At 49.2% G+C, this 26,170-nt stretch carries 22 protein-coding genes and 2 riboswitches; of the genes, 15 read left to right on the top strand and 7 right to left on the bottom strand.

Features of this window, described 5'->3' with window-relative positions; all coding sequences use genetic code 11:
- Positions 1-18 precede the first annotated feature (18 nt).
- The 5 genes from ABRS97_RS08695 to ABRS97_RS08675 all read left to right on the top strand — a co-directional run bounded on the left by ABRS97_RS08695 (position 19) and on the right by ABRS97_RS08675 (position 8,064).
- On the top strand, positions 19-906 hold the full coding sequence (locus ABRS97_RS08695) for a carbohydrate ABC transporter permease (RefSeq protein WP_367812958.1): 888 nt from the start codon (positions 19-21) through the stop codon (positions 904-906).
- A gap of 89 nt (positions 907-995) precedes the next feature.
- On the top strand, positions 996-2,693 hold the full coding sequence (locus ABRS97_RS08690) for a type 2 periplasmic-binding domain-containing protein (RefSeq protein ID WP_367812956.1): 1,698 nt from the start codon (positions 996-998) through the stop codon (positions 2,691-2,693).
- A 124-nt stretch (positions 2,694-2,817) separates the two neighbouring features.
- Positions 2,818-4,731: a cache domain-containing sensor histidine kinase gene (locus ABRS97_RS08685; RefSeq protein WP_367812954.1), complete on the top strand. Its 1,914-nt coding sequence runs from the start codon at positions 2,818-2,820 to the stop codon at positions 4,729-4,731.
- On the top strand, positions 4,709-6,271 hold the full coding sequence (locus ABRS97_RS08680) for a response regulator transcription factor (protein WP_367812952.1): 1,563 nt from the start codon (positions 4,709-4,711) through the stop codon (positions 6,269-6,271). Before ABRS97_RS08685 ends, ABRS97_RS08680 begins: the two co-directional genes overlap by 23 nt.
- A 71-nt stretch (positions 6,272-6,342) precedes the next feature.
- On the top strand, positions 6,343-8,064 hold the full coding sequence (locus ABRS97_RS08675; RefSeq protein ID WP_367812950.1) for an ABC transporter ATP-binding protein: 1,722 nt from the start codon (positions 6,343-6,345) through the stop codon (positions 8,062-8,064).
- Between the two features lie 498 nt (positions 8,065-8,562).
- Here ABRS97_RS08675 and ABRS97_RS08670 read toward each other — a convergent pair whose 3' ends face one another.
- The 5 genes from ABRS97_RS08670 to ABRS97_RS08650 all read right to left on the bottom strand — a co-directional run bounded on the left by ABRS97_RS08670 (position 8,563) and on the right by ABRS97_RS08650 (position 13,163).
- Positions 8,563-8,700, bottom strand: coding sequence for an SMR family transporter (locus ABRS97_RS08670; protein ID WP_483312432.1), 138 nt, complete (start codon positions 8,698-8,700; stop codon positions 8,563-8,565).
- Positions 8,701-8,846: 146 nt separating this feature from the next.
- Positions 8,847-8,953: riboswitch (guanidine-I (ykkC/yxkD leader) on the bottom strand.
- Positions 8,954-8,979: 26 nt separating this feature from the next.
- A complete protein-coding gene (locus tag ABRS97_RS08665; protein WP_367812948.1) occupies positions 8,980-9,306 on the bottom strand; it encodes a DUF4190 domain-containing protein in 327 nt (108 codons plus the stop codon).
- 183 nt (positions 9,307-9,489) lie between these two features.
- Positions 9,490-9,966 (bottom strand): C40 family peptidase, encoded by a 477-nt coding sequence (locus tag ABRS97_RS08660; RefSeq protein ID WP_367812946.1) that lies wholly within the window; start codon positions 9,964-9,966, stop codon positions 9,490-9,492.
- A gap of 3 nt (positions 9,967-9,969) precedes the next feature.
- Positions 9,970-10,108: riboswitch (cyclic di-AMP (ydaO/yuaA leader) on the bottom strand.
- A 167-nt stretch (positions 10,109-10,275) separates the two neighbouring features.
- Positions 10,276-11,094, bottom strand: coding sequence for a hypothetical protein (locus ABRS97_RS08655; RefSeq protein ID WP_367812944.1), 819 nt, complete (start codon positions 11,092-11,094; stop codon positions 10,276-10,278).
- 71 nt (positions 11,095-11,165) lie between these two features.
- Positions 11,166-13,163, bottom strand: a complete 1,998-nt coding sequence (locus ABRS97_RS08650) for a M1 family metallopeptidase (RefSeq protein ID WP_367812942.1) — start codon at positions 13,161-13,163, stop codon at positions 11,166-11,168.
- A 131-nt stretch (positions 13,164-13,294) separates the two neighbouring features.
- Here ABRS97_RS08650 and ABRS97_RS08645 point away from each other — a divergent pair, with 131 nt between their 5' ends.
- From ABRS97_RS08645 to ABRS97_RS08630, 4 genes are all read left to right on the top strand, one after another.
- Positions 13,295-13,870, top strand: coding sequence for a TetR/AcrR family transcriptional regulator (locus ABRS97_RS08645; RefSeq protein WP_367812941.1), 576 nt, complete (start codon positions 13,295-13,297; stop codon positions 13,868-13,870).
- A gap of 15 nt (positions 13,871-13,885) precedes the next feature.
- Complete coding sequence (locus ABRS97_RS08640; RefSeq protein WP_367812939.1) at positions 13,886-14,230, top strand: DMT family transporter; 345 nt, start codon at positions 13,886-13,888, stop codon at positions 14,228-14,230.
- 28 nt (positions 14,231-14,258) lie between these two features.
- Entirely contained in the window at positions 14,259-14,573 is a 315-nt protein-coding gene (locus ABRS97_RS08635; protein WP_367812937.1) for a DMT family transporter, read from the top strand.
- Between the two features lie 83 nt (positions 14,574-14,656).
- Positions 14,657-15,148 (top strand): YwhD family protein, encoded by a 492-nt coding sequence (locus tag ABRS97_RS08630; protein WP_367812935.1) that lies wholly within the window; start codon positions 14,657-14,659, stop codon positions 15,146-15,148.
- Between the two features lie 174 nt (positions 15,149-15,322).
- On the opposite strand, the gene ABRS97_RS08625 is transcribed toward ABRS97_RS08630, so the two are convergent.
- Positions 15,323-17,410 (bottom strand): transglycosylase domain-containing protein, encoded by a 2,088-nt coding sequence (locus tag ABRS97_RS08625; protein WP_367812933.1) that lies wholly within the window; start codon positions 17,408-17,410, stop codon positions 15,323-15,325.
- Between the two features lie 305 nt (positions 17,411-17,715).
- Here ABRS97_RS08625 and speE point away from each other — a divergent pair, with 305 nt between their 5' ends.
- The 6 genes from speE to argS all read left to right on the top strand — a co-directional run bounded on the left by speE (position 17,716) and on the right by argS (position 23,686).
- On the top strand, positions 17,716-18,543 hold the full coding sequence (gene speE, locus ABRS97_RS08620) for a polyamine aminopropyltransferase (RefSeq protein WP_367812931.1): 828 nt from the start codon (positions 17,716-17,718) through the stop codon (positions 18,541-18,543).
- A 246-nt stretch (positions 18,544-18,789) separates the two neighbouring features.
- The gene (locus ABRS97_RS08615; protein ID WP_367812929.1) at positions 18,790-19,839 is read left to right on the top strand and encodes a permease; all 1,050 of its coding nucleotides are present in this window, start codon (positions 18,790-18,792) and stop codon (positions 19,837-19,839) included.
- 28 nt (positions 19,840-19,867) lie between these two features.
- Positions 19,868-20,818: a TIGR03943 family putative permease subunit gene (locus ABRS97_RS08610; RefSeq protein ID WP_367812927.1), complete on the top strand. Its 951-nt coding sequence runs from the start codon at positions 19,868-19,870 to the stop codon at positions 20,816-20,818.
- A gap of 30 nt (positions 20,819-20,848) precedes the next feature.
- Positions 20,849-21,454: a hypothetical protein gene (locus tag ABRS97_RS08605; RefSeq protein WP_367812925.1), complete on the top strand. Its 606-nt coding sequence runs from the start codon at positions 20,849-20,851 to the stop codon at positions 21,452-21,454.
- 142 nt (positions 21,455-21,596) lie between these two features.
- The gene (locus ABRS97_RS08600) at positions 21,597-22,007 is read left to right on the top strand and encodes a YwiB family protein (RefSeq protein ID WP_367812924.1); all 411 of its coding nucleotides are present in this window, start codon (positions 21,597-21,599) and stop codon (positions 22,005-22,007) included.
- Between the two features lie 5 nt (positions 22,008-22,012).
- Positions 22,013-23,686: an arginine--tRNA ligase gene (gene argS / locus ABRS97_RS08595; RefSeq protein ID WP_367812922.1), complete on the top strand. Its 1,674-nt coding sequence runs from the start codon at positions 22,013-22,015 to the stop codon at positions 23,684-23,686.
- Between the two features lie 930 nt (positions 23,687-24,616).
- Here the strand turns inward: argS and ABRS97_RS08590 are convergent.
- Positions 24,617-25,774 (bottom strand): S8 family peptidase, encoded by a 1,158-nt coding sequence (locus ABRS97_RS08590; RefSeq protein WP_367812920.1) that lies wholly within the window; start codon positions 25,772-25,774, stop codon positions 24,617-24,619.
- Positions 25,775-26,170: the final 396 nt, after the last annotated feature.

Genomic DNA, 26,170 nt, shown 5'->3' with positions numbered 1-26,170 from the left:
CAGGAGGCGACAATAACCATGCTCTCCCTGAACCGCAGAACGTCCAAAGAGTTTGTATTCGATTACGCGAACGTTCTATTGATGCTAGGCATATGCTTCATCACCCTATACCCGATCTGGTATGTGCTCGTTAATTCCTTCAATGAAGGAACGGACGCCATGCGAGGCGGCATCTATTGGTGGCCGCGCATCTTCAGCCTGGATAGCTACAAGGCTGTCTTTGCCAATGACGGCATCATGCTGGCCATGGGGATTACTGTCGCGAAAACGCTGGCAGGCACAGTGATTCATGTGCTTTTTACAGCCATGGTAGCCTACTCCTTCTCTCGCAGAGAGCTCATCGGCCGCCCTGTCTACATGCTTATCGGCACCATTACGATGTTTTTCAGCGGGGGGTTGATTCCGTACTACCTGCTGATTCGCGACCTGGGCATGCTCGACAGCTTCTGGGTATACATTATCCCTGCGATGTTCAGCTTTTTCGACCTCATCATTTTCCTGTCCTTCTTCCGGGAAATTCCCGATGCGCTGGAGGAAGCGGCGAAGATTGACGGCGCCAATGATTTCAAAATCTTTTACCAGATTATTCTCCCGGTTTCCATGCCCGTGGTTGCGACGATCGCCCTCTTCCATGGCGTGTATCAATGGAACGATTACTTTACGGGAATGATTTACATGAACAAAAGCGACCTCCAGCCGATTCAGACGTATTTGTACCGCGTTGTCGCCCAATCCAGCTCGAACCAAATGGCGGCTGCGACGACAGGGAGTGTGGCCAAAACCGTGTCCTCCCAGTCGATCAAGCTGGCGACGATGGTGGTGACGACCCTGCCGATTGTGATTGTGTATCCGTTCTTACAGAAGTATTTTGTAAAGGGTTTCATGATCGGTTCGGTAAAAGGCTAACCTGGATGTAGACCCATTTATAGGTGACCAGCTCTGTCTTTTGACAGAGATTGTACATACCATTATGATGCAGAAAAGGGGAAACGCAGATGAATAAACCACGCAAAACAGTAGCCACCTTGCTTGCTTTGTTTACAGCCGTGTCGATCACGGCCTGCTCCACGGACAAAGGGACAAGCAGCACGAGCAGTGCGCAGCCGACTAAACCAGGCGAGGCAGCGGCCCAATCCGCAGCTCCGGCGGCAACTAGCAATGAGCCCGGTTGGAAATCCGATACGAAGCCGATTACATTCGATTGGTACCTGAACTTTTCCTGGTTCCCGAACAAATGGGGCGTTGACCCAACCTCTCAGTACATTACGAAAAAGACCGGCGTGAACATCAATTTCATCGTGCCTGCAGGCAACGAAAACGAGAAGCTGAACACGATGATCGCATCAGGTAGGCTGCCTGATTTCATTACGCTCGGTTGGTACGATGATGCCGTGAAGAAGATCATTGAAGGCAATATGGTGCTTCCGCTGGGTGAGCTTGCCAAGCAATACGATCCTTATTTCTTCAAGGTGGCCGATCCGGCCAAAACCGCATGGTACACACAGAAAGACGGCAATTTCTACGGCTATCCGAACGCGTCTTCCTCACCAGAGGACTACAAGAAGTACGGGCAGAAATTCGTCTCCAACGAAACGTTCATGGTTCGTAAGGATATCTATGAAGCGATCGGCAAGCCCGATATGAGAACGCAGGAAGGGTTCCTGAACGCGCTGAAGGCAGCAAAAGAGAAGTTCCCTGAGGTGAACGGCCAACCGCTGATCCCGCTCGGTTTGCATGAATTTCACGAATTAGGAAATCCTTCGCTGCTGGATGTCGGCAAGAATGGCTCCACGCTGCAAAACTTCCTGGCGATTCCTTATGAAAAAGACGGCAAGCTCTATGACCGCTCAACCGATCCGGAATTTGTAGGCTGGCTCAAAACGTTCCGTAAAGCCAACGAGATGGGTTTACTCGCGAAGGATATCTTTATCGATAAACGCCCGCAAATGGAGGAAAAAATTGCACAAGGCCGTTACTTTGCCATGATGTATCAACGCACTGATTTGACGCAGCAAAATATTTCTCTGTACCAAAAAGATCCGAACAAAGCCTATATTGCGGTGGATGGCCCAGCCAACGCGCAAAAAGACGCGCCCATATTGCCAGGCCCTGGGATTTCAGGCTGGACGGTTACGCTGATTTCCAAAGACGTGAAAGATAAAGCAAGAGCTATTAAATTCCTGAGCTACCTCATTAGCGAAGAAGGCAACAAAGACATGTACTTGGGCGAGAAAGGCGTCAGCTACGATGTCATCGACGGCAAGGACCAGTTTAAGCCGGAGGTGTTAGAGCTCATGAACAAAGACCGCGCAACGTTTGATAAAAAGTACGGTTCCTCCTACACCTTCTGGATGCTGATGGATACGAACATGAACCTGCAATGGGCTCCGCCAAGCGTGGAACCGATCAAACAGCCGGAGGAATGGACGAAAGGCAAGTCAAGGAGCTTCTCGCAGTATGAAAGCATCGTGCCTACGGGGACATCGGAAGAAGGTATCGCCAATACGAAAATTGCGCAAAATTGGGGCAAAACGTTGCCGAAACTGCTGCTAGCCAAATCCGACGCGGAGTTTGATCAGTTGTTCGACAAGTATCAGAAAGACCGGAAAGCGGCGGGACTGGATAAAGTTCAAGCCTACGAACAGAAACAATTCGAAGCGAACAACAAGAAGATTGCTCAGTTTACGAAGTAATCCATAGGAAAGCCCGGGAACCCGATGTATGCGGGTTTTCGGGTTTTTCGCTGCAATTCGTTCCCGCATCCGGCGCATTTTATATTAAACTAAGGCTAGGAATAGACAGACGGGGTGTGGGGCCATGAGATCTTTACTCCGAAGATGGAGAATGCGTTTCGTACAGATAACGAACCGCATTTCGATTCAGACGAAACTAATCGGCGCTTATATTGTTATTATTTTAATTCCAATTATTTTGGTCTCCTGGTATTTATTTAACGGATTTTATCAGAATACGATTCAAGATACGGTGAAGAAGAATCAATATGCGTTAGAGAACGAGAAGGTCAGTATTCTTGGCAACATTGAAATGATGGGGCGTGCGGCACAGCTTTCACTTTCTGATCGAGAAGTCTTTAATTATTTGTATAATGCCAGCGAACCGGAAGTGGCCGATTTAGTTGATTTTAATATGAATACGAATACAAACTTTCAACGGCTCCTGTTTAACAACCCGAATATTGCCAATGTCCGCCTGTTTACCGACAATCCGAACACGAAGGAGATTTGGCCGGTTATTTTTAATGAGAGCCGTATTGCGAATAGAGCTTGGTACAAGGATGTGCTAGGGGGCAAAGGCGAGACCCAGTGGAGGATCCTGGAGAACGAGAAAGATATTATGAATCGTTCCAACACAGACAATGATACCAGCTCGACGTATGTATCACTGCTCAAGGAAATTAAATATCCGACAGATACGCATGTCGCTATTCTTGAAGTCGATATGCTGATCGATAAGTTTTTCCAAAAGACGTTCAGTCCCATACAGGACGGGCAATCGCATATGCTGGTCGTTGACCGGTCGGGCGGGATGTTTACCGGAAGCGGCGATGCTTTTTTCAAGGGAGTGGATTTGGGGCAGCTTCGTGAAGCGTGGGAGGCCTATCCGCACCTCGATGGATCGAATTTCATTTTTAACGTCAAGGATACGCCTTATCTAATCTTAACCGCGCCCATTGATAATCTAGGAGCATTCTTACTGAATGTGGTGTCCCTAAAAGAACCGTTAACGCAAATTCAGCGCACCCGAAACTTATTTATCGCTGCGGCTGTCGTACTGATTGCGGTGTTGTCTGTTATTACGTATTTCCTGCAGGCTTTGATATTGAAAAAGCTGCACATTTTGCGAGATTCGATGAAAAAGGTGCGCAGAGGCGACTTTAATGTGCATATTGATATGGATGCCGGCGGAGAAGTTGGCGAGCTGGCGCACCATTTCCGGCAAATACTCAAGAAGGTGAATGAGCTGATCGTTGAAGCCGTGAACAAGCAAGCAGCCACGAAGGAAGCAGAACTGAATGCGCTTAAGAATCAAATTGATGCCCATTTCCTCTACAATACATTAGAAAACTTGAAAATGATGGCGGAAGTGGAAGCCCAGTACGTCATCTCCGACTCACTAACGTCTCTTGGCGCGATGATGCGCTACAGCTTGAAATGGTCGGGCGAACATGTCCGGCTGCGGGACGAAATTCAGCATATACAGAATTACATCGCCATTATGAACATTCGATATGACAATAAGCTGGAGCTGAAGCTTGGGATCCCGGAAGCTTACCTGGATCAGGATGTGCTGAAGATGTCTCTGCAGCCGCTTGTCGAGAATGCTGTTAAGCATGGTATGAATAGCGAGAAAGCGAGGAAAGACGGGATAGCCATCTCCATTCGGGCAAGCCAGACGGAGGAAGGCATGCTGCTCGAGATCGCGGATAATGGAGCAGGAATGACGGCTAATAGGCTTGAAGAGCTGCACGCCAAAATCAACATGGAGGACGATCAGTTCCGCCACAAATACGGTTATCATTTTAAGGGAGAACAGGATGGCAGCGGCATCGGTCTGCGCAATGTGACACAGCGGATCAGGATGTATTACGGGTACGAGTACGGGATTCATGTGGTGAGTATAGAGGGAGTGCTGACCAAGGTGCTGATGCGGCTGCCTTATTTAATTTTAACCGGAGGAATGTCTGCTGATGAGAAAAATGCTTATCGTTGACGATGAGAAAAATATCCGGCTCGGTTTGAAGGCAATGATTGTGCGTGAGTTTCCAGACGCCTATGAATTCGACTTCGCTGAGGATGGGGCGGAAGCTTTGCGGCTCTTGGAGAGCTTGCCCATCGACATTGTTATTACGGACATACGCATGCCCGTCATGGATGGCATAACGCTCATTAACCGGATTCAGGAAATGAATTCGAAGCCTGCTATCGTGATTTTGAGCGGGCATGATGATTTCCAATATGCGAAGGAAGCGATTCGCTGTGAAGTGAAGGAATACCTTCTGAAGCCAATTGTCCGTGACGAACTATCCCGCACGTTGACTCGCATCGAGAAAGAAATCAGCCTGAAAATGCAAATAACGGAGCAGTTGACCCACTCGCTGCAGCAGCGGGAAGCCTTTCAGGAAAGCCAACTAAGCTACATGCTCAGGCACCCTCATATGGATGGGGAAGCGCTGAGCAGTATGCTGAAGCAGATTGGCATGGAGTGGATCGAAGAAGGCTTCCAATTAGGCATCTTGCAGTATAGAGGCGCGGTTGGAGGAATGAAGCATGCTGAGTTTGTGACGCGAATCCAAGCGGAGATAAGCAATGCGCCGGAGCATTACCGCAAGCGGCGTGCGCATGTTTGGGATAAGGAGAATCAATTGGTGCTGATTGCGGAGCACGGGGAACTGTTTCACTATTTGGCGGAGCGAATCGCCGGAGCGGGTTATTTCACGTACAGCATGGGATTGAGTGACTGCACGCGCAGCGGATTGCAATTGCAGAGTGCTTATTTAAGTGCCCAGAAGGCATTGCAATATACGTTTCTGCAGTCTATGCCAGGCACTGTTCACTATGATAGCATTCGTCACAAAAACACGGATTTCATTGTGCCTGTAGAAACAATCAAAAAGATAACCAACATGCTCGGCTCGGGCCGTGACAAGGAAATGATGGCCTTGCTGCTGGAAGTGCTGGATATGAAAACCGTTGCCTATTACGATATCTCTTATCTGAATGCGGTCAACAAAGCTTTGAACGAGCTTGTGTTCGATAAAGTTTTTCATGTGTACGGAGGCGAATCGGTGGAAATTCTGCGGCATTTCAAAATGGTCGGAGATATTTCGAATTTTCATTACTTCCACGATTATTTCCATACGGTCGAAAGTTTGCTGAGTCGGCTGAACGACTATGTCAGAACGATGAAGACGCTGCATATCGATCACAAGGAAATGAAGAAAGCCGTGCAATATATGCAGGCGAACTATCAAAAGGATTTGAACATGGCAATCGTTTCGAATCATGTGTCTTTGAACTATTCCTATTTCAGTCAAGCTTTTAAAGAATACACCGGGGAAAGTTTCGTGAATTATTTGAAAAGACTGCGTATTAGCCGGGCGCGCGAGCTGCTCGCAACGACGGATTACAAGGTATACGAAATCAGCGAGCAGGCGGGCTTTGAGAATACGAAGCATTTCAGCCGTGTGTTCAAAGAGATGGAGGGCGTAAGTCCGCAGGAATATCGCGACCAGCAAGAGGTTATGCGATAAGCGAATAATAGGGAGGCTCCCCACAGTTCTTACTATCGGTTATAATGGGCGGAGGAAGGTGGGGCATATTTATGTTGCGACGGTTTTTTTCGTATTATCGACCTTATAAGCATTTATTTATTTTGGATTTTACCTGCGCAGTCGTAGCGGGGTTATTGGAACTTGGATTTCCACTTGCTGTTAATCAAGTGGTGGATAAACTGCTGCCAGCGGGGAATTGGGCATGGATTGTCTGGGCATGTGTCGGGTTGCTGGCTGTGTACGGGTTGAATACGCTGCTTAACTTCGTTGTCACCTACTGGGGTCACATGCTAGGCATTAATATCGAAACGGATATGCGCAAAAAAATGTTCGACCACTTGCAGAAGCTCTCGTTCCGTTTCTACGACAACAACAAGACGGGGCAATTGATGTCGCGTATGTCCAACGACCTGCTGGAGATCGGAGAGGTCGCGCATCACGGCCCGGAGGACTTATTCATCGCGGTCATGACCTTGTTTGGCGCACTTGCACTGATGTTAATGATTAACGTGAAGTTGGCTTTGCTGACGTTCATCATCGTGCCGTTTCTGCTGTGGATCGCGGTTTACTTTAATCAAAAGATGACGAAGACATTCCGCCGTATGATGGGGGATTTGGCCGATATTAACGCTAGAGTAGAGGATAACATCGGTGGGATTCGCGTGGTGCAGGCGTTCGCCAATGAGTCCTACGAGAAGAAGCTGTTCGAGACCAACAATGGACGCTTCCGGTTGACCAAGCTGCTTTCCTACAAGATTATGGCCTGGAATGTATCGCTCAGCTATATTCTGATGCGTCTCGTGACGGTCTTTGTCCTGATCTGCGGAACCTGGTTTGTGATTGACAAACAGATTACCTATGGGGAGTTTATTGCTTTCGTGCTGTTAACGAACGTGTTTCTCGGGCCTATTCAGAAAATTAATAATGTGATTGAAAGTTATCCCAAAGGGATCGCCGGTTTTAAGCGGTATGTGGAAGTGATGGATACTGAGCCCGAGGTGGCGGATCGCCCTGACGCGAAGTCTGTGAGCCATTTCGTTGGGGATATTGCTTTCAAAGATGTGTCCTTCGGCTATGGTGATGTCGGGGGAGCGAAGGTGCTGAATAACATCGATTTAATGATCCGCGCCGGAGAGACCGTAGCCTTCGTTGGTCCATCCGGCGCTGGGAAGACGACGATATGCAGCCTGCTGCCCCGATTCTACGATGTAAGTGAAGGCAGCATCTCCATCGACGGCATGGACATTCGCAGCATCCGGCTGGAATCGCTGCGCCGCCAAATCGGCATCGTCCAGCAGGACGTGTTTCTCTTCGCCGGCACGATGCGCGAGAACATCGCTTACGGCAAGCTGGGCGCGACGGAAGAGGAGATCTGGCAAGCCGCCCGCCGGGCGCGGCTGGAGGATTTCATCCAGTCCCAGCCGCTGGGACTGGAGACGGTTATCGGCGAGCGTGGCGTGAAGCTCTCCGGCGGCCAGAAGCAGCGCCTCGCGATTGCGCGCATGTTCCTGAAAAATCCGCAGATCCTCATCCTCGATGAGGCGACATCGGCGCTCGACACCGAGACGGAGGCTGCGATCCAGCAATCGCTGGCCGAGCTGTCTCAGGGCCGCACGACGCTGGTTATCGCGCATCGGCTCGCGACGATCAAGAATGCCGACCGCATCGTCGTCGTGACGGAGCAAGGCATCACAGAGCAGGGCGGGCACGATGAGCTCCTTGCGGTCGGAGGCATTTACAGCCGGCTGCATCAAGCACAGTATCGCGCTTAACATAGAATACTGCCAGTTAGCTTAGGCTGACTGGCAGTATTCTTTTTTGCATAGAGATGGCAGGAGGGAGTGTCCTGGGTTGATGTTGCAGCAGGGGTATGGAACGAATCGTTTGTGGAACACAGATCCTCTATTTTAAATTGTTAGCGTTTACAATTTGGTTTCGCGGAACAGGAGTATCTTATTTCTGCGTTTTGCTTGATTTTCCGCTGAGAAAAACCGAAATAGAGGAACCACGATCCCTTACACCTTAGAATAGGTGGCAAATGAGAAAAATAAGGGAATGACGTTCCGTTTAGATGGATGCCGCGATCCTTCGACCCTTCCTCGCGCCAACCTCCCCCCCCCCCCCCCGTGACTACGTCCCCCTGATCACCGTGCGCCAATTCCCCGTGGCTTCGTCGCCCCGTGTCTTCGTCTCGCATCACCGCGCGCCACCGCCCCGTGGCTTCGTCCCCTGATCACCGCGCGCCAATTCCCCGTGACTACGTCCCCTGATCACCAAGCGCCATCCCCTTGCCACAAAAACTTGACTGGATGAAGATAGGTTGCTCCGTTCGAAAATTTCAACAAAACCGCCCACACCACTTCAAAAACACCCGCAATGACCAAATACAACCAAGCCAACCTGCTCATCTTCTTCTGTCGCCCTTCTCGAATGACGTGGACTAGGTTTACCAGGAAGTCCGTACTCACGCAGCACATCACTTCACTCGGTTCCTATCGTCATGCTTGTCACAACAAAAAAGAAAAAGCCTGGAAGCCGTATCGCTTAGCGATAGGACTCCCGGGCTTTTTCCCCTCCGTGCCCACAGTGTATGCACGGTGCGTTTTCTCGCGGACCCGTCTGGCGCGTAACGCCACCCACGGAAACCTAGAAAACAATATATGGTTATTATAAATTGCGTTGTATGGTTAGAACGTAGTAGGGAAATCAGGACTATTTACGGCGAATGCAAAGATAATGACGAGAACGACAATGATGATTGCGTATAAAGCCGTTCCGACGATGCCGCAGACCAGGCCTGTGGTAGCATAACCCTTGCCTTGCTCACCGCGCTGCTTGATCTCTTTTGCCGCGATTCGTGAGAAAACGATTGCAATGATTCCCAGAATAAAACCAATGTACGGAATAATGATCGACAAAATGCCGAGCACCATCGCGGCGATTGATTTGCCATTTGTGGGTGGTGTAAACGTTGAAGGTTGATAATTAGGTGTTTGATTCAGATGTGGATCCATGTAGGAACCTCCTCAAGATGATATATGACCCATTATAACCATATCTTGCCTATCATTCTAGAGGAAAATAACTTCTTTTACGTATTGCGGCAGGGGCTGCTGCGGCGGGAATGAATAAAAGCCCTGAAAGCGGCTCTTCCAAGCGGCACTTTCAAGGCTTTATTCATAGGTATTACGATAAAATTACTTGGATTGGACAGCAGTCAATTGATTGTAAATATCATCCCAGAGCACACGTCTGGCCGATACATACCGCTTCGCGTAATAAGATTCGCTCAGCTTGTTTTTTACAACGCCATTGTTGGTAGCGGAGTGAATGAATTCACCGTCTCCCAGGTAGATGCCTACGTGAGAAATGCCTTTACCATCGGTGTTGAAAAAAACGAGATCGCCTTTTCGAAGGTCGGATTTGTCAACCCAGTAGCCTTCTTGGTCTTGTGATTTGGAGCTGTGGGGAAGATCGATACCGAATTGATCGAACACATACGAGGTGAAGCCGGAGCAATCAAAGCCTTTGGTTGTGGTTCCTGCGTATTGATACGGGGTTCCAACTAAGCTATCTACCGTTTCATCCAACTGTGACTGTGCTGCGAAAACGCTTCCTGCACCAATGCTCAAAAACAAAACAAGACTGAAAACGAGAGCAACAACCTTTTTCAACTGCTTGTCTCCTTCCGGTGCCTACGAGGTTAGCTGGAGGGTTCGGTTGAAGGTTCCCTATGATCCCTGTCTAGCAAGATCAATTCACCCGGAGTGGTTCCCCCGTTTCCCACAAAAATTGGGAATTCGGCATGAAATATTTGGTTTTTGTGTTCTAATCTGAATAATTCGCCATAAACATCGAAATTCCTCCTTCTCTATGCGCTATTCTATAAAAATATGTGAAATAGTTCTGGAAATAGACAAAAAAAAGCCCCTTTTTCAAGGGGAAGCGCAGATTACATGAAATTTGGGCAACATTCGCCTATTTTAGTTGTTAATTTTGGCAGACCAGAGCTGATATTGCGAGGTAATCGCCCACATGTGCAAAAACATGTTGAATAGCGGAAACAGCTGATAGATGAGCAGTGCTGCCAGACCTGCCCAGATATAGGTCGTTGCCGCGGTTACCCCCGCCAATAGTCCTGATAGGAGCAGGAGAAGAAGTGCCAGCCCTATGATCGGAAGCGAATGGCGAATAAAAGTGATTAATGTGGCAAGGATGCCGATTCTTGTAGCTATTGCGAATTGAATGTGCATAAATACTAGATGCAAGAGAAAACCGTAACCAAGCAAGCCCAGCAGCCAAGGGAGCAGCCCGAGGACGACATCCTCATAGGAGGTTGTGTGCGTAAAGATGTGCTGCACTTTTGAGATGAGCCAGATGAGTGGCAGCGAGGACAGCGCTATGCGGATGAAATAGCTGAGCAGGAAAGGGAGGGTCAGCTCCTTTATGCCTTTGAAAAAGCGGTAGCCGGCATTCTGGTGACGATGTGCGAGCGAATAGTAGACGCCGGCGTTGAGCATTGGCGTAAGCAGCATGCGAGCGCTCAGCAGCAAGGCCAGCCACCAGAAATAAGAGTGGCTGAGATCGGTTTTGAGCAGCTGGAACTGGCCCTCGGCCAGAAACAGCTGCAGTGCCTGCTTAGGCTGCTGGCCGCCGGGGAAGCGATGCATAAGCGGAACAAGTACGGACTGGATCAGCTTATACAGCAGCACCCCCCAGCTCATTTGGTAAAGGAATAGCACAATGACAGCAAAGGGCTGCTTGAGCGCCGTCAGAAAGCCGATCTTCATATAACTTTTCACGGGGACCCCTCCTAAGAGTTTTCCTTTAGGAAAACTGGCATCGAAAGCATGATCTGAGCTTTCCTTTAATTTCACCAAGCGACCCAACTGAATACGGTTTGTAAGAGTTGGATAATGCCAAGATTCCAGCGGATTTTCCATTTGGCATCGACATTCGTTTGCATGAAATTGTTGATGTGTTTGTTTTCAAGCACCAATGAATAGTTAGGATCGATGCGCACCCAATCGATGGGGCTGCCGTGGGTTAAGGTATATTCGATACGGCCATCGGCGCCATCCCATGTTTTATCCAGCGAGGTCCCGTCGGTGAAATGGAACTGGATGGGCACCGCTGGGGAGTCGCCGCCGCGCTTGACAATAAGAATCGTACTTTCGTAGGATTCCGTGCCTTTCGCTGCGATAGGCTTGACGCGAATGCTTTCGACCGCATAATCCATCATCATGCTGCCGTATACGTATTGGTCGAAGAAGTCATCCCATTTCGTTTTGGTCACATCCTCAACAACCTTCTGGAAGTCTCTCGTGGAAGGATGTTTAAACTCCCACCGCTGAAAGTAGGTGGTCATAATGCGGTCCATGGTTTTGGTGCCGACCTGCTTTTCAATCTCCCTCAAAACCAGCTTGGCCCGTGTGTAGACGTTGTCGGCATATTCATCGTGGCCTTTGTATTCCCATGCATTCAATTGGAGCGCATTAGGCGACGTGATATAGCTGGCCTCTACAGGCAAATTGGCGGAAACGCCATATTCGGTTTCCATGACTTTGTCTTCTGCGTAGGAGGTAAAGCCTTCGTCCAGCCATGCCTCTTCGAATTCGTTCGTGGCAACGAGTCCATAGAAGAATTGATGTCCGATTTCGTGGACGACGACGCGTTCCAGCTCGAGATCGGGATTTTTGTCGCTCGCTCCCCAAGCGGTGACCAGTGTCGGATACTCCATGCCGCCCGCGCCGTTGCCTTCTGGAGGCGGGACGACGATGGAAAGCGTGGAGTACGGGTACGTACCGTACCACTGGCTGTAGCGGGCCAGCGCTTTTTTTGCGGCAAACATATAGCGGTCTTTCAAGTCTTTATGATTCGGATCGAGATACAGCTTAATTTTGACGCCGGGAACTTGGGGCGAGGAGAACGGCTCTTCCGCATAGACGAAATTGGGCGAAGCGGACCAAGCAAAATCATGGACATCCTCGGCATAAAATTGATAGGTTTTTTTGTCATTCTCGGTTACGGCTGGCTTGACCGGGAAGCCGGTGGCGGCGACGGTATAGTTCGAAGGAACTTGAATTTTCACATCATACATGCCGAAATCCGAATAAAACTCGGAATTCCCATGATATTGGTGCAGATTCCATCCTTCGGTCGTGCGGCCGCGGCTGCCCACGGTTTCATAAGCGGCGACTTTAGGGAACCACTGGCCTGCCATGACGAAGTCGTCGACATAGCCCATTCTTGCGAAAGCGACGGGTAGCTTGACTAGGAATTCCGTTGTGAGGGTCACACGCTCTCCGGCCCCGACTGCTTTGGGGAGAGGGATTTTTAATAGGGTATGATCATCCTTGTTGCCGTCATCGGGCTGAACAAATTCCATGCGTTTCGTGAGATCAGTGCCATCATCCGCCTTCACCGACTGCAGATCGATGTTGCCGACACTTCCTGCTTTGGCTTCATCCTGCCTGAGCTTGCCTCCCGACTCGCGCATGAAGGTGGTCTTCTTGGATGCAAAAGCATTCGGGTACAGATGCATGTACAGTTCTTGTACAGGAGCTGACCCTGGATTTTCCCACGTTAACGTTTGTTGTCCCTTTAATTGCTTGGTATCTGCCAAATAGGCAACATTCATATGATACTCGGTAATCCGATAGCTGAGCGGCTTCGCGGCCCCGGTATCAAGCGGTTTGGCAGAGTCAGGCTGCTGCATGTCCGGCGCGGGCGCAGACGGTTCTTCCCGGGAGACGGCTATAGTGGGATGGAAAGAAGATGGGAGCAAAGATTCAGACAGCAGGACAGCGCCTGCTGCAAGGAGCATGACGACAAACCATTGCACCTTGCGGCTTTTGAACAAAACACTCATGATTTTCACCCCGTTGACAAGCATCTACAGCCATATATATGTAGACAACCTGGGGAATATTTCTGCAATTTGATTAATTGCTGCAGATCGCGTATAATTTACCTAACTAATATTAGTTAGGTTGTGGTGGGATGAGTGCCAATCGGATACGTGAAGCGGCAATTGAGCTTTTTGCCAAGATGGGCTATGAGAAAACAACGCTCGGCGATATCGCGCGCCAAGTAGGAATTAAGACGCCTTCTATTTATGCGCATTATGCGTCTAAAGAGGATTTATTTTTAGCGGCGACCGACGAGGTTATCACCAAGGCCGTGTATATTATGCGGGATCAGTATGGGAAGGAAAGGAGTGCAGATCCAGAGAAGCAGATCGCGTTGTATTTTCACCAAGTGACAGGTACGTTTAAACAGGATTATTATCACTTGTTCTATAAGCGATTTATCTTTTTCCCGCCGGAGGCGTTGAAAGAGAAGCTCCTTGCGTCCTTTTTGCAAGGGGAGGAAGAAATGACGGTCAGTTTGACCCGGATATATGAGGCTGGCGCTGAAGCGGGCCAATTCCGCCAGATGGAGGCGGCTTCGTTCGTAGCTGCGTTTTATTGCGCGGTGGATGGCCTTTTTATGGAATACCAATTGTATGAAGAAGCCGAATTTCAAGTAAGAAAAGCGCAGGTTTGGGATTTTTTTATGGCGGGCTTGCGGAAGTAGCAGGGAGTGAAGAAGATGAATAAATACTGGATGTATGTCATCCTTTCGGGAATCACGGAGATGTTCTGGGTGGCTGGCTTAAAATATGCAGCATCTTACTGGGGATGGCTTGTTGTCATAGCCTCGATATCGTTAAGCTTTGTTTTGCTGCTGAAGGCTTGCGCCGCGCTGCCAACAGGGACCGTTTACGCTGTATTTGCCGGAATTGGAACAATCGGAACCGTGCTCACGGAAATGATCGTGTTCAAGGAGCCATTCCATTTGGCGAAAATTGCGATGATTCTTCTTTTATTGGTAGGCATTATCGGACTTAAAAGAGTTACCGCTGAATCGAAACAACACACAGAAGCATCAGGATAATCATCAGGGAATAGAGGTGTCGGGCAGCATGGCGTGGGTATGGTTAGTCGTGTCTGGATTTGGAGAGATTTTTAGTGTTTACGGCTTAAATAAGCTGAGCAAAGGGTTTAGCCTCAAGGGGCTCTTGTTCATGATAGGGGGCTTATCGCTTAGCTTCTATTTATTGTCCATCGCTTTGCAGACCATTCCGATGGGAACCGCATATGGCATATGGACAGGAATCGGGACGATCGGTGTTACCTTGACAGGCATGCTCTTGTACGGAGAATCCCGGGACGTGCGAAGGCTGCTGTATATCGGTATCATCATGGCTTCAACGATTGGGTTAAAGCTGGTGTCGTAGTCGTTGCTCTTGTTCTCCGGAGTTACTTTGGCTACAATAAAATGATAGTGCATTTTATAATGAAGAGCAGGACGGTGTTTCGGATGGAAGCGGATAAAAAGAAGCTGGCTTTAAATATAGTAAGCTCCAAAGTGAATCACAAGGGCTTCGGCGCAGGTGCGATCGACTTGAGTAGTGTATCCAGCATCATTATCGATGGCGAAGAGGCTTATCTGGATGAGGGAGCGCTTCATGCTAAAAGTAAAATCGAGAAGGGCATCAAATTCTCGATGAACAAAGAAGATGTGCCGAACGGCCGTAAAGCTTGGATCGTTTGGGTTGCGGTTGATCGTACGGAAGAAGGCGCCTACTACGCTGGACTTAGCGCTTGCGAGATGCTCGTGGATACCGAAGCGCGCAAAGGCTGGAAAATCCTTGCCGATCACGTTAACAAAATGGATGCGGCGATGAAACGCAAATTCATCCTTGACGGCTTGGATGGGAAGGAGCGCGCGGCGCTCAAAAACCAGCTGGTTGCGCACAACGAAGAATGGTGGAACCGCTCGGATCAAAGCCTCAAGGATGCGCTTTCATAAGCATTTATCCTGCCTATTCAGAAAATATGAACATTATGTGTCATCCATTGTGACGGTAGGGGTAACCGAGTATACTAGACCCTAGTGTATGTTACCTCATATACTAGGACAGCAAAAAGGCAGACTAAGACGCGCTTAGTTCTGCCTTTTTGTGTTGTCCGGAAACCCTGTTTGCTACTCGTTCCACCAGCGTTTCAGATCGTTCCACCAAGAGCCGTTTTGCCCTTTCGGCGTTCCTTTTTTGTCGCCATTCGGCGGTTCCTTGGCAGGTTTGCTCGTGCAATACGTCGTCGGTTCTGTACCTGCCAGGAAAGTCTCCATGCGAGAGCTGGGGCAATCTTCATTCGAAAGCTTCCCGCTGATCGGATCGATGTACACGCTGGCTACGCCCTCTGGAATGGGGAACAGCTTGGGCGGAATCGCATCCAGGGTCGTCTCGGTAAATTCTGCAAAGATCGGCGAAGCCAAGTGCGACTCCACGTTGCTGATATCGCGGTCTTTGTCATAGCCAACCCACACTGCGGTGGCCAGCTCCGGCGTAAAGCCGACAAGCCAAGCATCGGTGTCGGTGGTTCCCGTTTTCCCGGCAATCGGCCGTTTGATTGTGCTTGCAACGCGGTTGCCGGTTCCGCCCTCTTCGAACACGCTTTCCATTAAATTCGTCATGACGTAGGCGACAGCCGGAGTGATAACTTTCTCGGCGTTCACTTTCGCTTCATATAAAATCTTGCCGTTCGCGTCCTCGATTCGTTCTATCGCAGTCGTCTCATTGTGCACGCCTTGATTGGCAATCGTGCCGAAGGCCGAGGCCATTTCGAGCGGACTCACGGGAAAAGAACCAAGCGCCAGCGACGGAAGTGGCTTCATGGGCGATGCGATTCCTAGCTTGCGCGCCAAGTCGATGACCTTCTCGGGCCCCACATCGAGAATCGTATGGACAGCATAGATATTATCCGATTTTGAAATGGCCTGACGCATATCGATATTGGCGTTCACATATTGATCATTAAAGTTGCGCGGTGTATACGTCTGGCGGCCTTGATCATAGGTGAAAACCGTAGGCTCGCTCTTGACTAAAGTCGCAGGGGTATAGCCATTCTGCAAAGCGACCATATAGACGAGCGGTTTAAACGAAGATCCGGGCTGTCTTGTATTGGAGAGCGCGCGATTAAACTGATTGTCCGCATAATCACGTCCGCCGACCATCGCTTTAATGGCTCCCGTTCTAGGGTCGATAGCGACGAGTGCGGCTTGAATATCTGGCTTGTCTACTAATTGCTTGGTAATCACATCTTCAGCAACTTTTTGCGCATTCATATCCAGCGTTGTGAATATTTTGATGCCGCCTTCATCCAACTGATCTTCAGGGATGCCAAGCTTATCCGTCGCGAGCATGCGAATGTAATCCCGGAAGTAGGGGGCGGAAGCCGGCTTTTTCTTCATTAAGGGTTGAATCGTCAGCTTCTCCTTGGCTGCCGCGTCTGCTGCGGCCTGTGTAATGAAGCCACTTCGCACCATGGTTTGCAGCACAATTTTTTGCCGGTCCATCGCGTTGTTGAGATCATAGTAAGGCGAGTAATAGCGAGGCCCCTTAGGAACGCCGGCGATCATAGCGCTTTCCGCCAGCGATAGCTCGCTCGCATGCTTGCCGAAGAACAGTTCAGAGGCAGTTTCTATACCATAGGTCGAATGGCCGTAGTAGATCTGATTCAAATAATCCGCGAGAATTTCATCTTTGCTAAGCTGCATTTCCATTTGAATGGCATAAACCGTTTCTTTAATTTTGCGCGACCACGTCCGGTCATGATTTAAATATAAATTCCTGGCTAACTGCTGCGTAATCGTGCCTGCGCCTTGTACTTTGGCCATCGCCTGGATATTCACCACGGCCGCCCGGGCCACGGCTTTCACATCTACCCCAAAGTGATCATAGAAATGCTGATCCTCTACAGCAAGCGTTGCATGAATAAGGTAGGGTGAAATATCCTTAAGCGCTACGACTTGGCGATTTTGGCCTGAATAGAAAGTATCGATGAGTTCGCCGTGTGCGTCGTACATTTGGGAAGTCTGGAGCATTTTCGTAGCCGGCAATGTTTGAGAGCGTAAATACACAAGGAAAACAGCCGTGGCGATGAGCAGAATTATGAAAGAGGAGAACAAGAACGAGAATGTTTTTTTTATACGGCGCATCCAGCGTCGGGAAGGCAGCTCCTTCGCCGTTTCGGGCGATTTGGCAGGCGAGGGGCGTTTGTTATCGGACATATATGCCTCCTCCTTTCATGAATCCTTCATAAGTCATTACTACTCAGTATGGAAAAGCATGGCAAACGATATTCAAGGAATTGTAAAAATATTTTTGTGAAATATGTAAAAGGCCTAGTAAAATATTGCATTTTGAGGGGGATGAACTATAATAATGAGTGGCTCAAAAGTCTGCTCCTTGCACGGAGGCGGCTGGACGAAATGCGGCGTATCTTTTTGCATGACATGTCCACTCGGTGGAACACTGTAAGAGATGGAATTTCAGGATTTATTCATCCAATATAGAAGCGAAAGAAGGCATAAACATGGACTTGTGGTACACAGAGAAACAAACGGATAGCTTCGGCATTACAGCGAAAGTCAAAGAATCCTACGTCAGAGAACAAACGGATTTTCAAGATCTGGCGATGATCGAAACGGAAGAATGGGGCACGATGCTGACACTCGACGGCATGGTCATGACAACTGTAAGAGACGAGTTCGTTTACCATGAAATGGTGGCGCATCCTGCGCTCGTTACACATCCGAATCCAGAGTACGTGCTTGTTGTAGGCGGCGGCGACGGCGGCGTTATCCGTGAAATTATGAAGCACCCGAAAGTGAAAAAAGCGGTTCTGGTTGATATCGATGGCAAAGTCATCGAATACTCCAAAAAGTACCTGCCGACGATAGCGGCCGAGCTTGATAATCCGCGCGTTGAAGTGATCGTAAACGATGGCTACATGCACATTCATGATCACAAAAACACCTATGACGTCATTATGGTCGACTCCACAGAACCGGTTGGTCCTGCTGTAGAGCTGTTCTCCAAAGGCTTCTATCAAGGGATTTTCGACGCTTTGAAAGAAGACGGCATCTTCGTTGCACAAACCGACAACCCTTGGTTTAAAGCGGATTTGATCCAAACCGTGAACCGTGACGTGAAAGAAATTTTCCCGATCGTGCGCGTATACGGCGCGAACATTCCTACCTACCCAAGCGGTTTGTGGACATTCACACTGGGCAGCAAAAAGCATGATCCGCTACAAGTAGAGGAAGCTTCGATTCCTGAGTTCCCAACGAAATACTATACACCGCGTTTGCACAAAGCGGCATTCGTGCTGCCGAAATTCGTAGAAGATCTTGTGAAATAATTCCAAACCATTCAATGTAAAATAAAGCGCGTCCTCTTTATGGAATGTAAAGAGGACGCGCTTATTTCCGTTTTATCTGTTCATTTTGTACAACAAGTTCACTCTATCAAAACTCTTATTTCAAATGATATAATAGAAAAACATGGAAGGATTACCAATCTCTTTGCGTTGTAACCTTCATATCGGACTCGTGGGCATCAATTTGCAAACGTTTGCCTAAACTTGAATCTGTTGGAGGTATGAGATATGCGAATTATCTTGAAGCAAAGAACATCCGGGGTCGTGGCAGCATTCATGGCTTTATTTCTTGCATCTGCCGGATTTATAAGCATAAAGCAGGGTTATATAACGCTTTCCTTAAGCCAACTGCAAAATATCAAGATAATCTTTATGAGCATCATTTTAGAAGCATTACCCTTTGTTCTATTAGGTGTATTTGTATCTTCTGTGCTGCAAATTTTCGTTACAGAAGAAACCGTGAGGCGCTGGACGCCGAAGAATCCATTTTTAGGTATCTTATTTGCCTGCTTGTTGGGCATATGCTTTCCACTCTGTGAATGCGGCATGATTCCTGTTGTTAAGCGGCTGATACATAAAGGGATGCCGATAACAGTTGGCGTTGTCTTCATCCTTGTTGGCCCCGTCCTGAACCCTGTTGTTTACATTTCTACACGTATGGCCTTTCAGACATACCCTGCCATGGCTTACGCCAGGATGGGACTCGCTTTCGCGGTGGCGATTGTACTGGGACTCCTCATTCATTTTCTAGTCAAAAAAAATCCTCTGCGTCTTAGCCTCTCTGTGAACCATACAGCACACAGCAGTCACCAACAAGACGGCCATCACAAGCTTGCTCATCCGCTTCGTAGTTACGAGCAGCTTGGAGCTAAGCTGATTGCGATATTCAAACACGCTTCTGTGGAATTATTTCAGATGGGCACTTATTTGATCATTGGCTCGATCCTCACCGCTTTGGTTCAGACTTCCTTGTCCAGAGACGATCTCATCGGAATCGGTTCTCAATCTTTCGTTAGCTCCTTCTTTATGATGGGCTACGCGTATATATTGTCGTTATGCTCCACGTCAGACGCCTTTGTCGCTTCCTCTTTTGCAACGACGTTCAGCAAATCTTCGCTGCTTGCCTTCCTTCTTTTCGGACCTATGATTGATTTGAAAGTAACATTGATGCTCCATTCTATGTTCAAAACACGTTTTGTCCTGCTGCTGATCGCGTTAGTTGCCGGGCTAGTTTATGCAGGGACACTGGCCGTGCATTATTTAGGTCTAATCGTATAAATTTTATTTTTGGAAAGGGAGACGCAAAATGCAAACCCATCGCGCAGCAAAATTGTATGCTTGCATTCGAACACTGATTTTATTTTTGTTCGCCTATTATATTTCAGACCTTGTAAGAACGACCCATATCGAATATTATTTGGCACCAAGCATGGTTCGTTATGAAAAATGGGCCGTCATCGTACTTTTCATCGTCGCGCTAGTTCAATTGTATGCTACACTGTCTTTGTTTTTCGGTGAATCCAAGCCTGCTTCTTGTGAATGCGGACATGACCACGATCACTCTGAAACTTCGTTTTCGCTTAAACAGGTCCTGGTTTTTGCAGTGTTTTTGCTCCCGTTAGCTGCAGGATTTCTCATGCCGGACACGGAGCTCGGAAGCGCGATTGTTGCTCAAAAAGGCATAAGCCTTGCTGGTGATAACGTTTTGTTGGGGGTCTCCTACGGTGAAACGTCGGCGAAGACGCCAATAGACGCTTCCATCTCTGAAAAAGAGAGCGGCGAAACGATAATTGAGGAAAAAGACTTGCAGCGAATGTTTCCAATTCGGTTAATGGAAGTGTTCTCCAAGTTCGGTATCATGCTCTACCAGCAACCGGTCATTGAAGTAAGGGACGGGCGGTACATGGAGACACTGGCAACACTTAATTTATACTTGGATAATTACGTTGGCAAAGAGATACAAATATCCGGTTCTGTATTTCGTTTGGGAACGCTGGACAAGAATAAGTTCGTGCTTGGAAGGCTGGGCGTAAGTTGCTGCGCGGCAGATGCGAATCCAGTCGGAGTCGTGGTCGAAGATGCGAATGCCAATGAGTATGCTAATGATGAATGGCTTACAATTAAGGGGACTATCTCGAAAACAACGTATAAAAACCAAAACGTTCTCATGATCAAAACCACGAACATTACGCGTATATCTATGCCAACGAAAGGCTTCTACGTGTATCGGGATAGCGGATTTTATATCAATCAGTGATGAGTTATTGACTTTTAGGAGGAAGATAGGGTGAAAGCTAAACAGGTTGTGTTTGCCATTATTGGGATCATTGTTATTATCATCTGTGTGAGAATGTTTGAAGCGCCCAACAAACTGGGGCTTAGAGTAGCGCCCACCCTCGTCCCCCCCGTTATCGACAACAGTAAGGTGGAGAAAAATGATCAGGCAACCAGCAATTCTCCCACTACGGATCAATTCATTGCCAAATTTAATGAAGCGACCAAGGAGAGAGGCATAGCGTGGACCATTCAAGGCGCCAATATTGAAGATTTAGGGGACCATAAAGCTTTTGAATATGCGTTGGACGCCAATACAACCATGGTGGCTGTGATTGGCAAGAAAGAGTCCAGGATCCAAACAATCAGTGTGATCGGGCGAATTGCGGACGCGGTAGATACAACTTCACAGACCATGCTCGATCCGGTCATAGAAGCAATCGACCCGAGCCTCTCATCAGAAGAACGGACCAAGGTAATCCAGCAATTACATATTTCAGCCAATGCTTCATCAAATGAATTACAAACGGATTTGGAGCAAAATGGAGTTGCCTATTCGGTGATCGAAAATGATGTGGTCGGTACGATTTTTACGGCTTCTTTTAACGGAACTCGTTAAATTCAGCCTCTACTTCGATTTGCCAGTTCGATTCATAGGAACACATTGAATTCGCAGACCTTATATTATACACTAATACCTAACTTGCCTTATCTTGACATAAGGCGCTAGGAAGTCCATAGGAACAGGAGAATGTCGGACGATGACGGCTAAGAAGCGTGTACGGATCCGGATCGAGAGTCGAAGCGGAAGCGAAACAACAGTGCAGAAGGCGAAGGGCGAGCTCTATATCAAAGGCGAGCATATCTACATCCGCTACGAAGAAGAGCCGAATGAGCTTGGACGAACTGTGACGCTCATCAAACTGGAAGAGAATCAAATACGGATCATCCGGCAGGGCGATGTGCAAGCGGAGCAACCGTTTGTGCCAGGAGAGAAGCGGATCGGCTTTTATCAAACGCCTCAAGGAAGATTGGAACTTGAAATTGAGACTCACGAGCTGACATCGGAGGCTGTGCAGGGCATCGGCATTACGAGGTGGAGCTATGATTTATATGCATCAGGCACGCATGCAGGACATTATCGGATCAAGCTGTTGATTCAGGAGGAGTAACACGAATGAATGTATTAAACGAAGTGAAAACGACCGTCAAACAAGCGATTACTGAGGCTGTCTTGGCCGCAGGTATTGTTCAGGCGGAGCAAATGCCTGAGATCATATTGGAGGTGCCTAAGGAAAAGGCGCACGGAGACTTCGCGACGAATGTCGCCATGCAGCTTACCCGCATCGCGAAGCAGAATCCCAGACAAATTGCTGAGCAAATTATCGCCAATTTGAATAAAGAAAAAGCGAATATCTCAGAGGCGGAAATCGCAGGGCCAGGATTCATTAATTTTAAAATGAACAAAGTTTATCTTTATCCGGTCATCGGAGAGGTGCAGAGCCAAGGCGAACGCTACGGGTCCACCAATGTCGGACAGGGCCTTAAGGTTCAAGTTGAGTTCGTGAGCGCGAACCCGACAGGGTCCCTTCACTTAGGACATGCCCGAGGAGCAGCGGTAGGCGATGCGCTGTGTAATGTGCTTGATCTCGCTGGATATGACGTGTCCCGAGAGTACTATATCAATGATGCAGGAAACCAGGTTGTGAATCTGGCCAAATCCATTGAAGCCCGTTACTTGCAAGCGCTAGGGCAAGCTGCCGAAATGCCGGAGGATGGTTACTTTGGTGAAGATATCAAAGGCTTTGCCGCTGAACTTGCTGCCCAAGAAGGCGATCGCCTGCTAGGCTTGCCCGAAGAGGAACGCCGTGCGTATTTCCGCACTTACGGACTCACGAAGGAATTGGATAAAATCAAGCGCGACCTTGGCCGTTTCGGCGTACAATTCGACAATTGGTTCTCCGAAACGTCGATCTATGAAAATAACCTCATTCCTGGCGTGCTGCAGGAGCTGCGCGACAACGGGCACGTGTATGAGGAAGAAGGCGCAACTTGGCTGAACACGACGCCGCTGGGTGACGATAAGAACCGCGTTCTCATCAAAAACGATGGCTCCTTCACCTACTTGACGCCGGATATCGCTTACCATCGCAACAAATTTCAGCGCGGCTACGAGCGCTTGATCAATATTTGGGGCGCCGATCACCATGGTTACATCCCGCGGATGAAGGCTGCCATGACGGCGCTGGGCTTTGAATCCGATCGGCTCGTTGTGCTGATTGCGCAGATGGTTAGCCTTTTCCAAGCTGGGGAAAAGGTGAAAATGTCCAAGCGTACCGGCAAAGCCGTGACGATGGAGGATCTCATGGACGAGGTCGGCGTCGACCCGATCCGCTATTTCTTCACGATGCGCAGCATGGATTCGCATCTGGATTTTGATATGGACCTCGCGGTTTCTCAGTCTAACGAGAACCCGGTGTTCTACGTGCAATACGCGCACGCTCGGATCTGCAGCATCTTCCGCCAAGCGGATGAGCAGAACATCCAAGTGCTTCCGCTGGAGCAGGTGGACCTGTCTCCGCTTACGTCCGAAGCGGAGTTCGACTTGCTGCGCAAGATTGGCGAGCTTCCGGAGGAAGTCGCCATTGCGGCTGAGCAGTATGCGCCGCACCGGCTTATCCGCTATGTCTATGAACTGGCGAGCCAGTTCCATAGCTACTATAGAGGCCACTACGTCATCACGGATGACGCGGCCTTGACGCAAGCGCGCCTCGCGCTGCTCGGCGCGCTGCGCACGACCCTTGCCAACACGCTTCGCGCGGTTGGCGTGTCAGCGCCGGAGCGGATGTAACATCCGCTTCCAGCCTATGCTCGCAAAATAAAAAGGATGAAGGAGAGCGAGAGCTCTCTTTCATCCTTTTTTTGCGCGGCGAAGCCTGCGCGAGATTTCGCCAGCTCTAACGCCTCAAAAGGGCGCTACAGAAGCTCAACCGGATGTTCGCACTCGTGTAACGCCCTAAAAGGGCGCTACACAGCTGAATTCCAAGCCTGCGCGAGATTTCGCCAGCTGTAACGCCCCAAAAGGGCGTTACAGAAGCTCAACCGGATATTCGCCAGCTGGTAACGCCCCAAAAGGGCGCTACAGAAGCTCCACCGGATGTTCGCTCAGCTCTAACGCCCCAAAAGGGCGCTACAGAAGCTCCACCGGATGTTCGCTCAGCTCTAACGTCCCAAAAGGGCGCTACAGAAGCACACTCGGATGTTCGCTCAGCTGTAACGCCCCAAAAGGGCGTTACAGAAGCTCAACCGGGTATTCGCACTCCTGTAAGGCCCCAAAAAGGCGCTACAGAGGGCTCACCTGGATGTTCGCACTCCTGTAACGCCCCAAAAGGGCGCTACAGAAGCAAACCCGGATGTTCGCACTCCTGTAACGCCCCAAAAGGGCGCTACATAAGCTCCGCCGGATGTTCGCACTCCTCTAACGCCCCAAAAGGGCGCTACAGAAGCACACTCGGATGTTCGCACTCCTCTAACGCCCCAAAAGGGCGCTACATAAGCTCCGCTGGATGTTCGCACTCCTCTAACGCCCCAAAAGGGCGCTACATAAGCTCCACTGGATGTTCGCACTCCTCTAACGCCCCAAAAGGGCGCTACACAGCTGAATTCCAGGCCTGCGCGAGATTTCGCCAGCTGTAACGCCCCAAAAGGGCGCTACATAAGCTCCACCGGAACTTCGCTGGAACTCCGCTCGCCCCCTACCGGAGCTTGGCATTCGCCATCTCTATTTCAGCGCGCTGAGCGCGCGCCGGGCATTGATCTGCCCGGGCCGCCAGCGCGTGCTTTCACGCTTGCTCAGGCTGTTCGCGCAGCGCCTCACAATGCTTTTGATCTGCATCGGCCCAAGGCTAGGCTTGATGGATAACATCAAGGCGATAACGCCGCTGACATGGGCGGTGGCCATCGAGGTGCCGCTGAGTTCATGGTATTTGCCATGGAGCCAGGAAGAATAGATGCGCTCCCCTGGTGCGTACACATCAATTTGTTTTCCGCGATTGCTGAAGGGAGCGATTTTGCCAAGGCGGGTCGTCGCACCTACAGAAACAACCTGTGGGAACCGGGCAGGGTAGTCCACCGTTTTGCGTTTCCCATCATTGCCCGAAGAGGCCACAATGATTTTACCCTGATAAAAAGCATTAATGACGGCATGCTCCAAAGAACGATTATAGGTTTTCATGCCGAAACTCATGTTAATTACATCGAGGTCGTTTTGAACACACCAATCGATACCTGCGATAATGTCGGACACATAAGCGCTTCCGTTGTAGTCAAACGCTTTGACCGGATGGACGATTGACTTCGGAGCGACGCCGACGATGCCCGAATTCCGGCTTGCGGCAGCGATTGTCCCCGCAATATGTGTGCCGTGCCCGTTATCGTCAAAGGGCAGCATGTTGCGGTTTAATAAATTGATGCCGTGCGAAATGGAATTCCGTAAATCAGGATGATTATAGTCGATTCCCGTATCAATCACCCCAATTCGCACGCGCTGGCCTGATGATTTGCTCCATGCTTCGGGCGCGCCGACCTGATTGACGCCCCAAGGGATGATTTGAGAACCGGCATAGATGTTTCCGCGTTTTACGGCCGATTTCTTGCTAATGATTTGATGAACAGTAACCTTAGTGTCCTCTTCGATAATATGGGCGCCGGAGATAGACTTCAGTTTAGTGTCAGTGCGCAGCGTGCAAGAAAAAGCATGAATGATACGGAGGTCGCGGACTTTGGAGAGGTGGACGAGGGTGGACTTCATTCGCTTCAGTTGTGAGCTGCAAGCGTAGTAATCCTTCGCCGCCACGAAATGGATAATGTGCTTTTTGCCAGAGTGCTTGGTGAGGCCGATTTCCTCATGAAGCATATGAAGAAAGGTGGCTGTATCCATAGTGCCATCCCCCCGTGACAGCGTAGATTCGAATCTCCCCTATCTTATGTACAGGTCATTATGCCTGACCGTGTCATCGCCTTTTTGTGAAATAAATGGGTTCGAAGCCGTGTCAGATGCGTAGGTTTTACATAGGATGAATAGAGAGGCGCGGCAGGAGTGTCTCTTTCTCAGGTGGTGGAAACGGATGCGCCCCCTGGCGCACCGATTCCTGAGGATACAGTCGCAAGCGGAGGGGGACCTTCGCTTGTTTTATTTTGCCTGCATAATCGGGGATCCTTCATGGAGGTTCCTGCTTGGCTTTCTTACAAGTGGATAGTTGCAATTTTAGAAAAAATAGGTTTTACTTAATGAAGATAATGGATATGATAGAATCTTGAAGATGACGTTCGAAGG

Origin of the sequence: Paenibacillus tabacirhizosphaerae, assembly GCF_040812395.1 — a bacterium.
Lineage (GTDB): Bacteria > Bacillota > Bacilli > Paenibacillales > NBRC-103111 > Paenibacillus_E.
The sequence above is the reverse complement of the archived record's forward strand: the minus strand, read 5'-3'. Positions and strand labels throughout refer to the sequence as shown.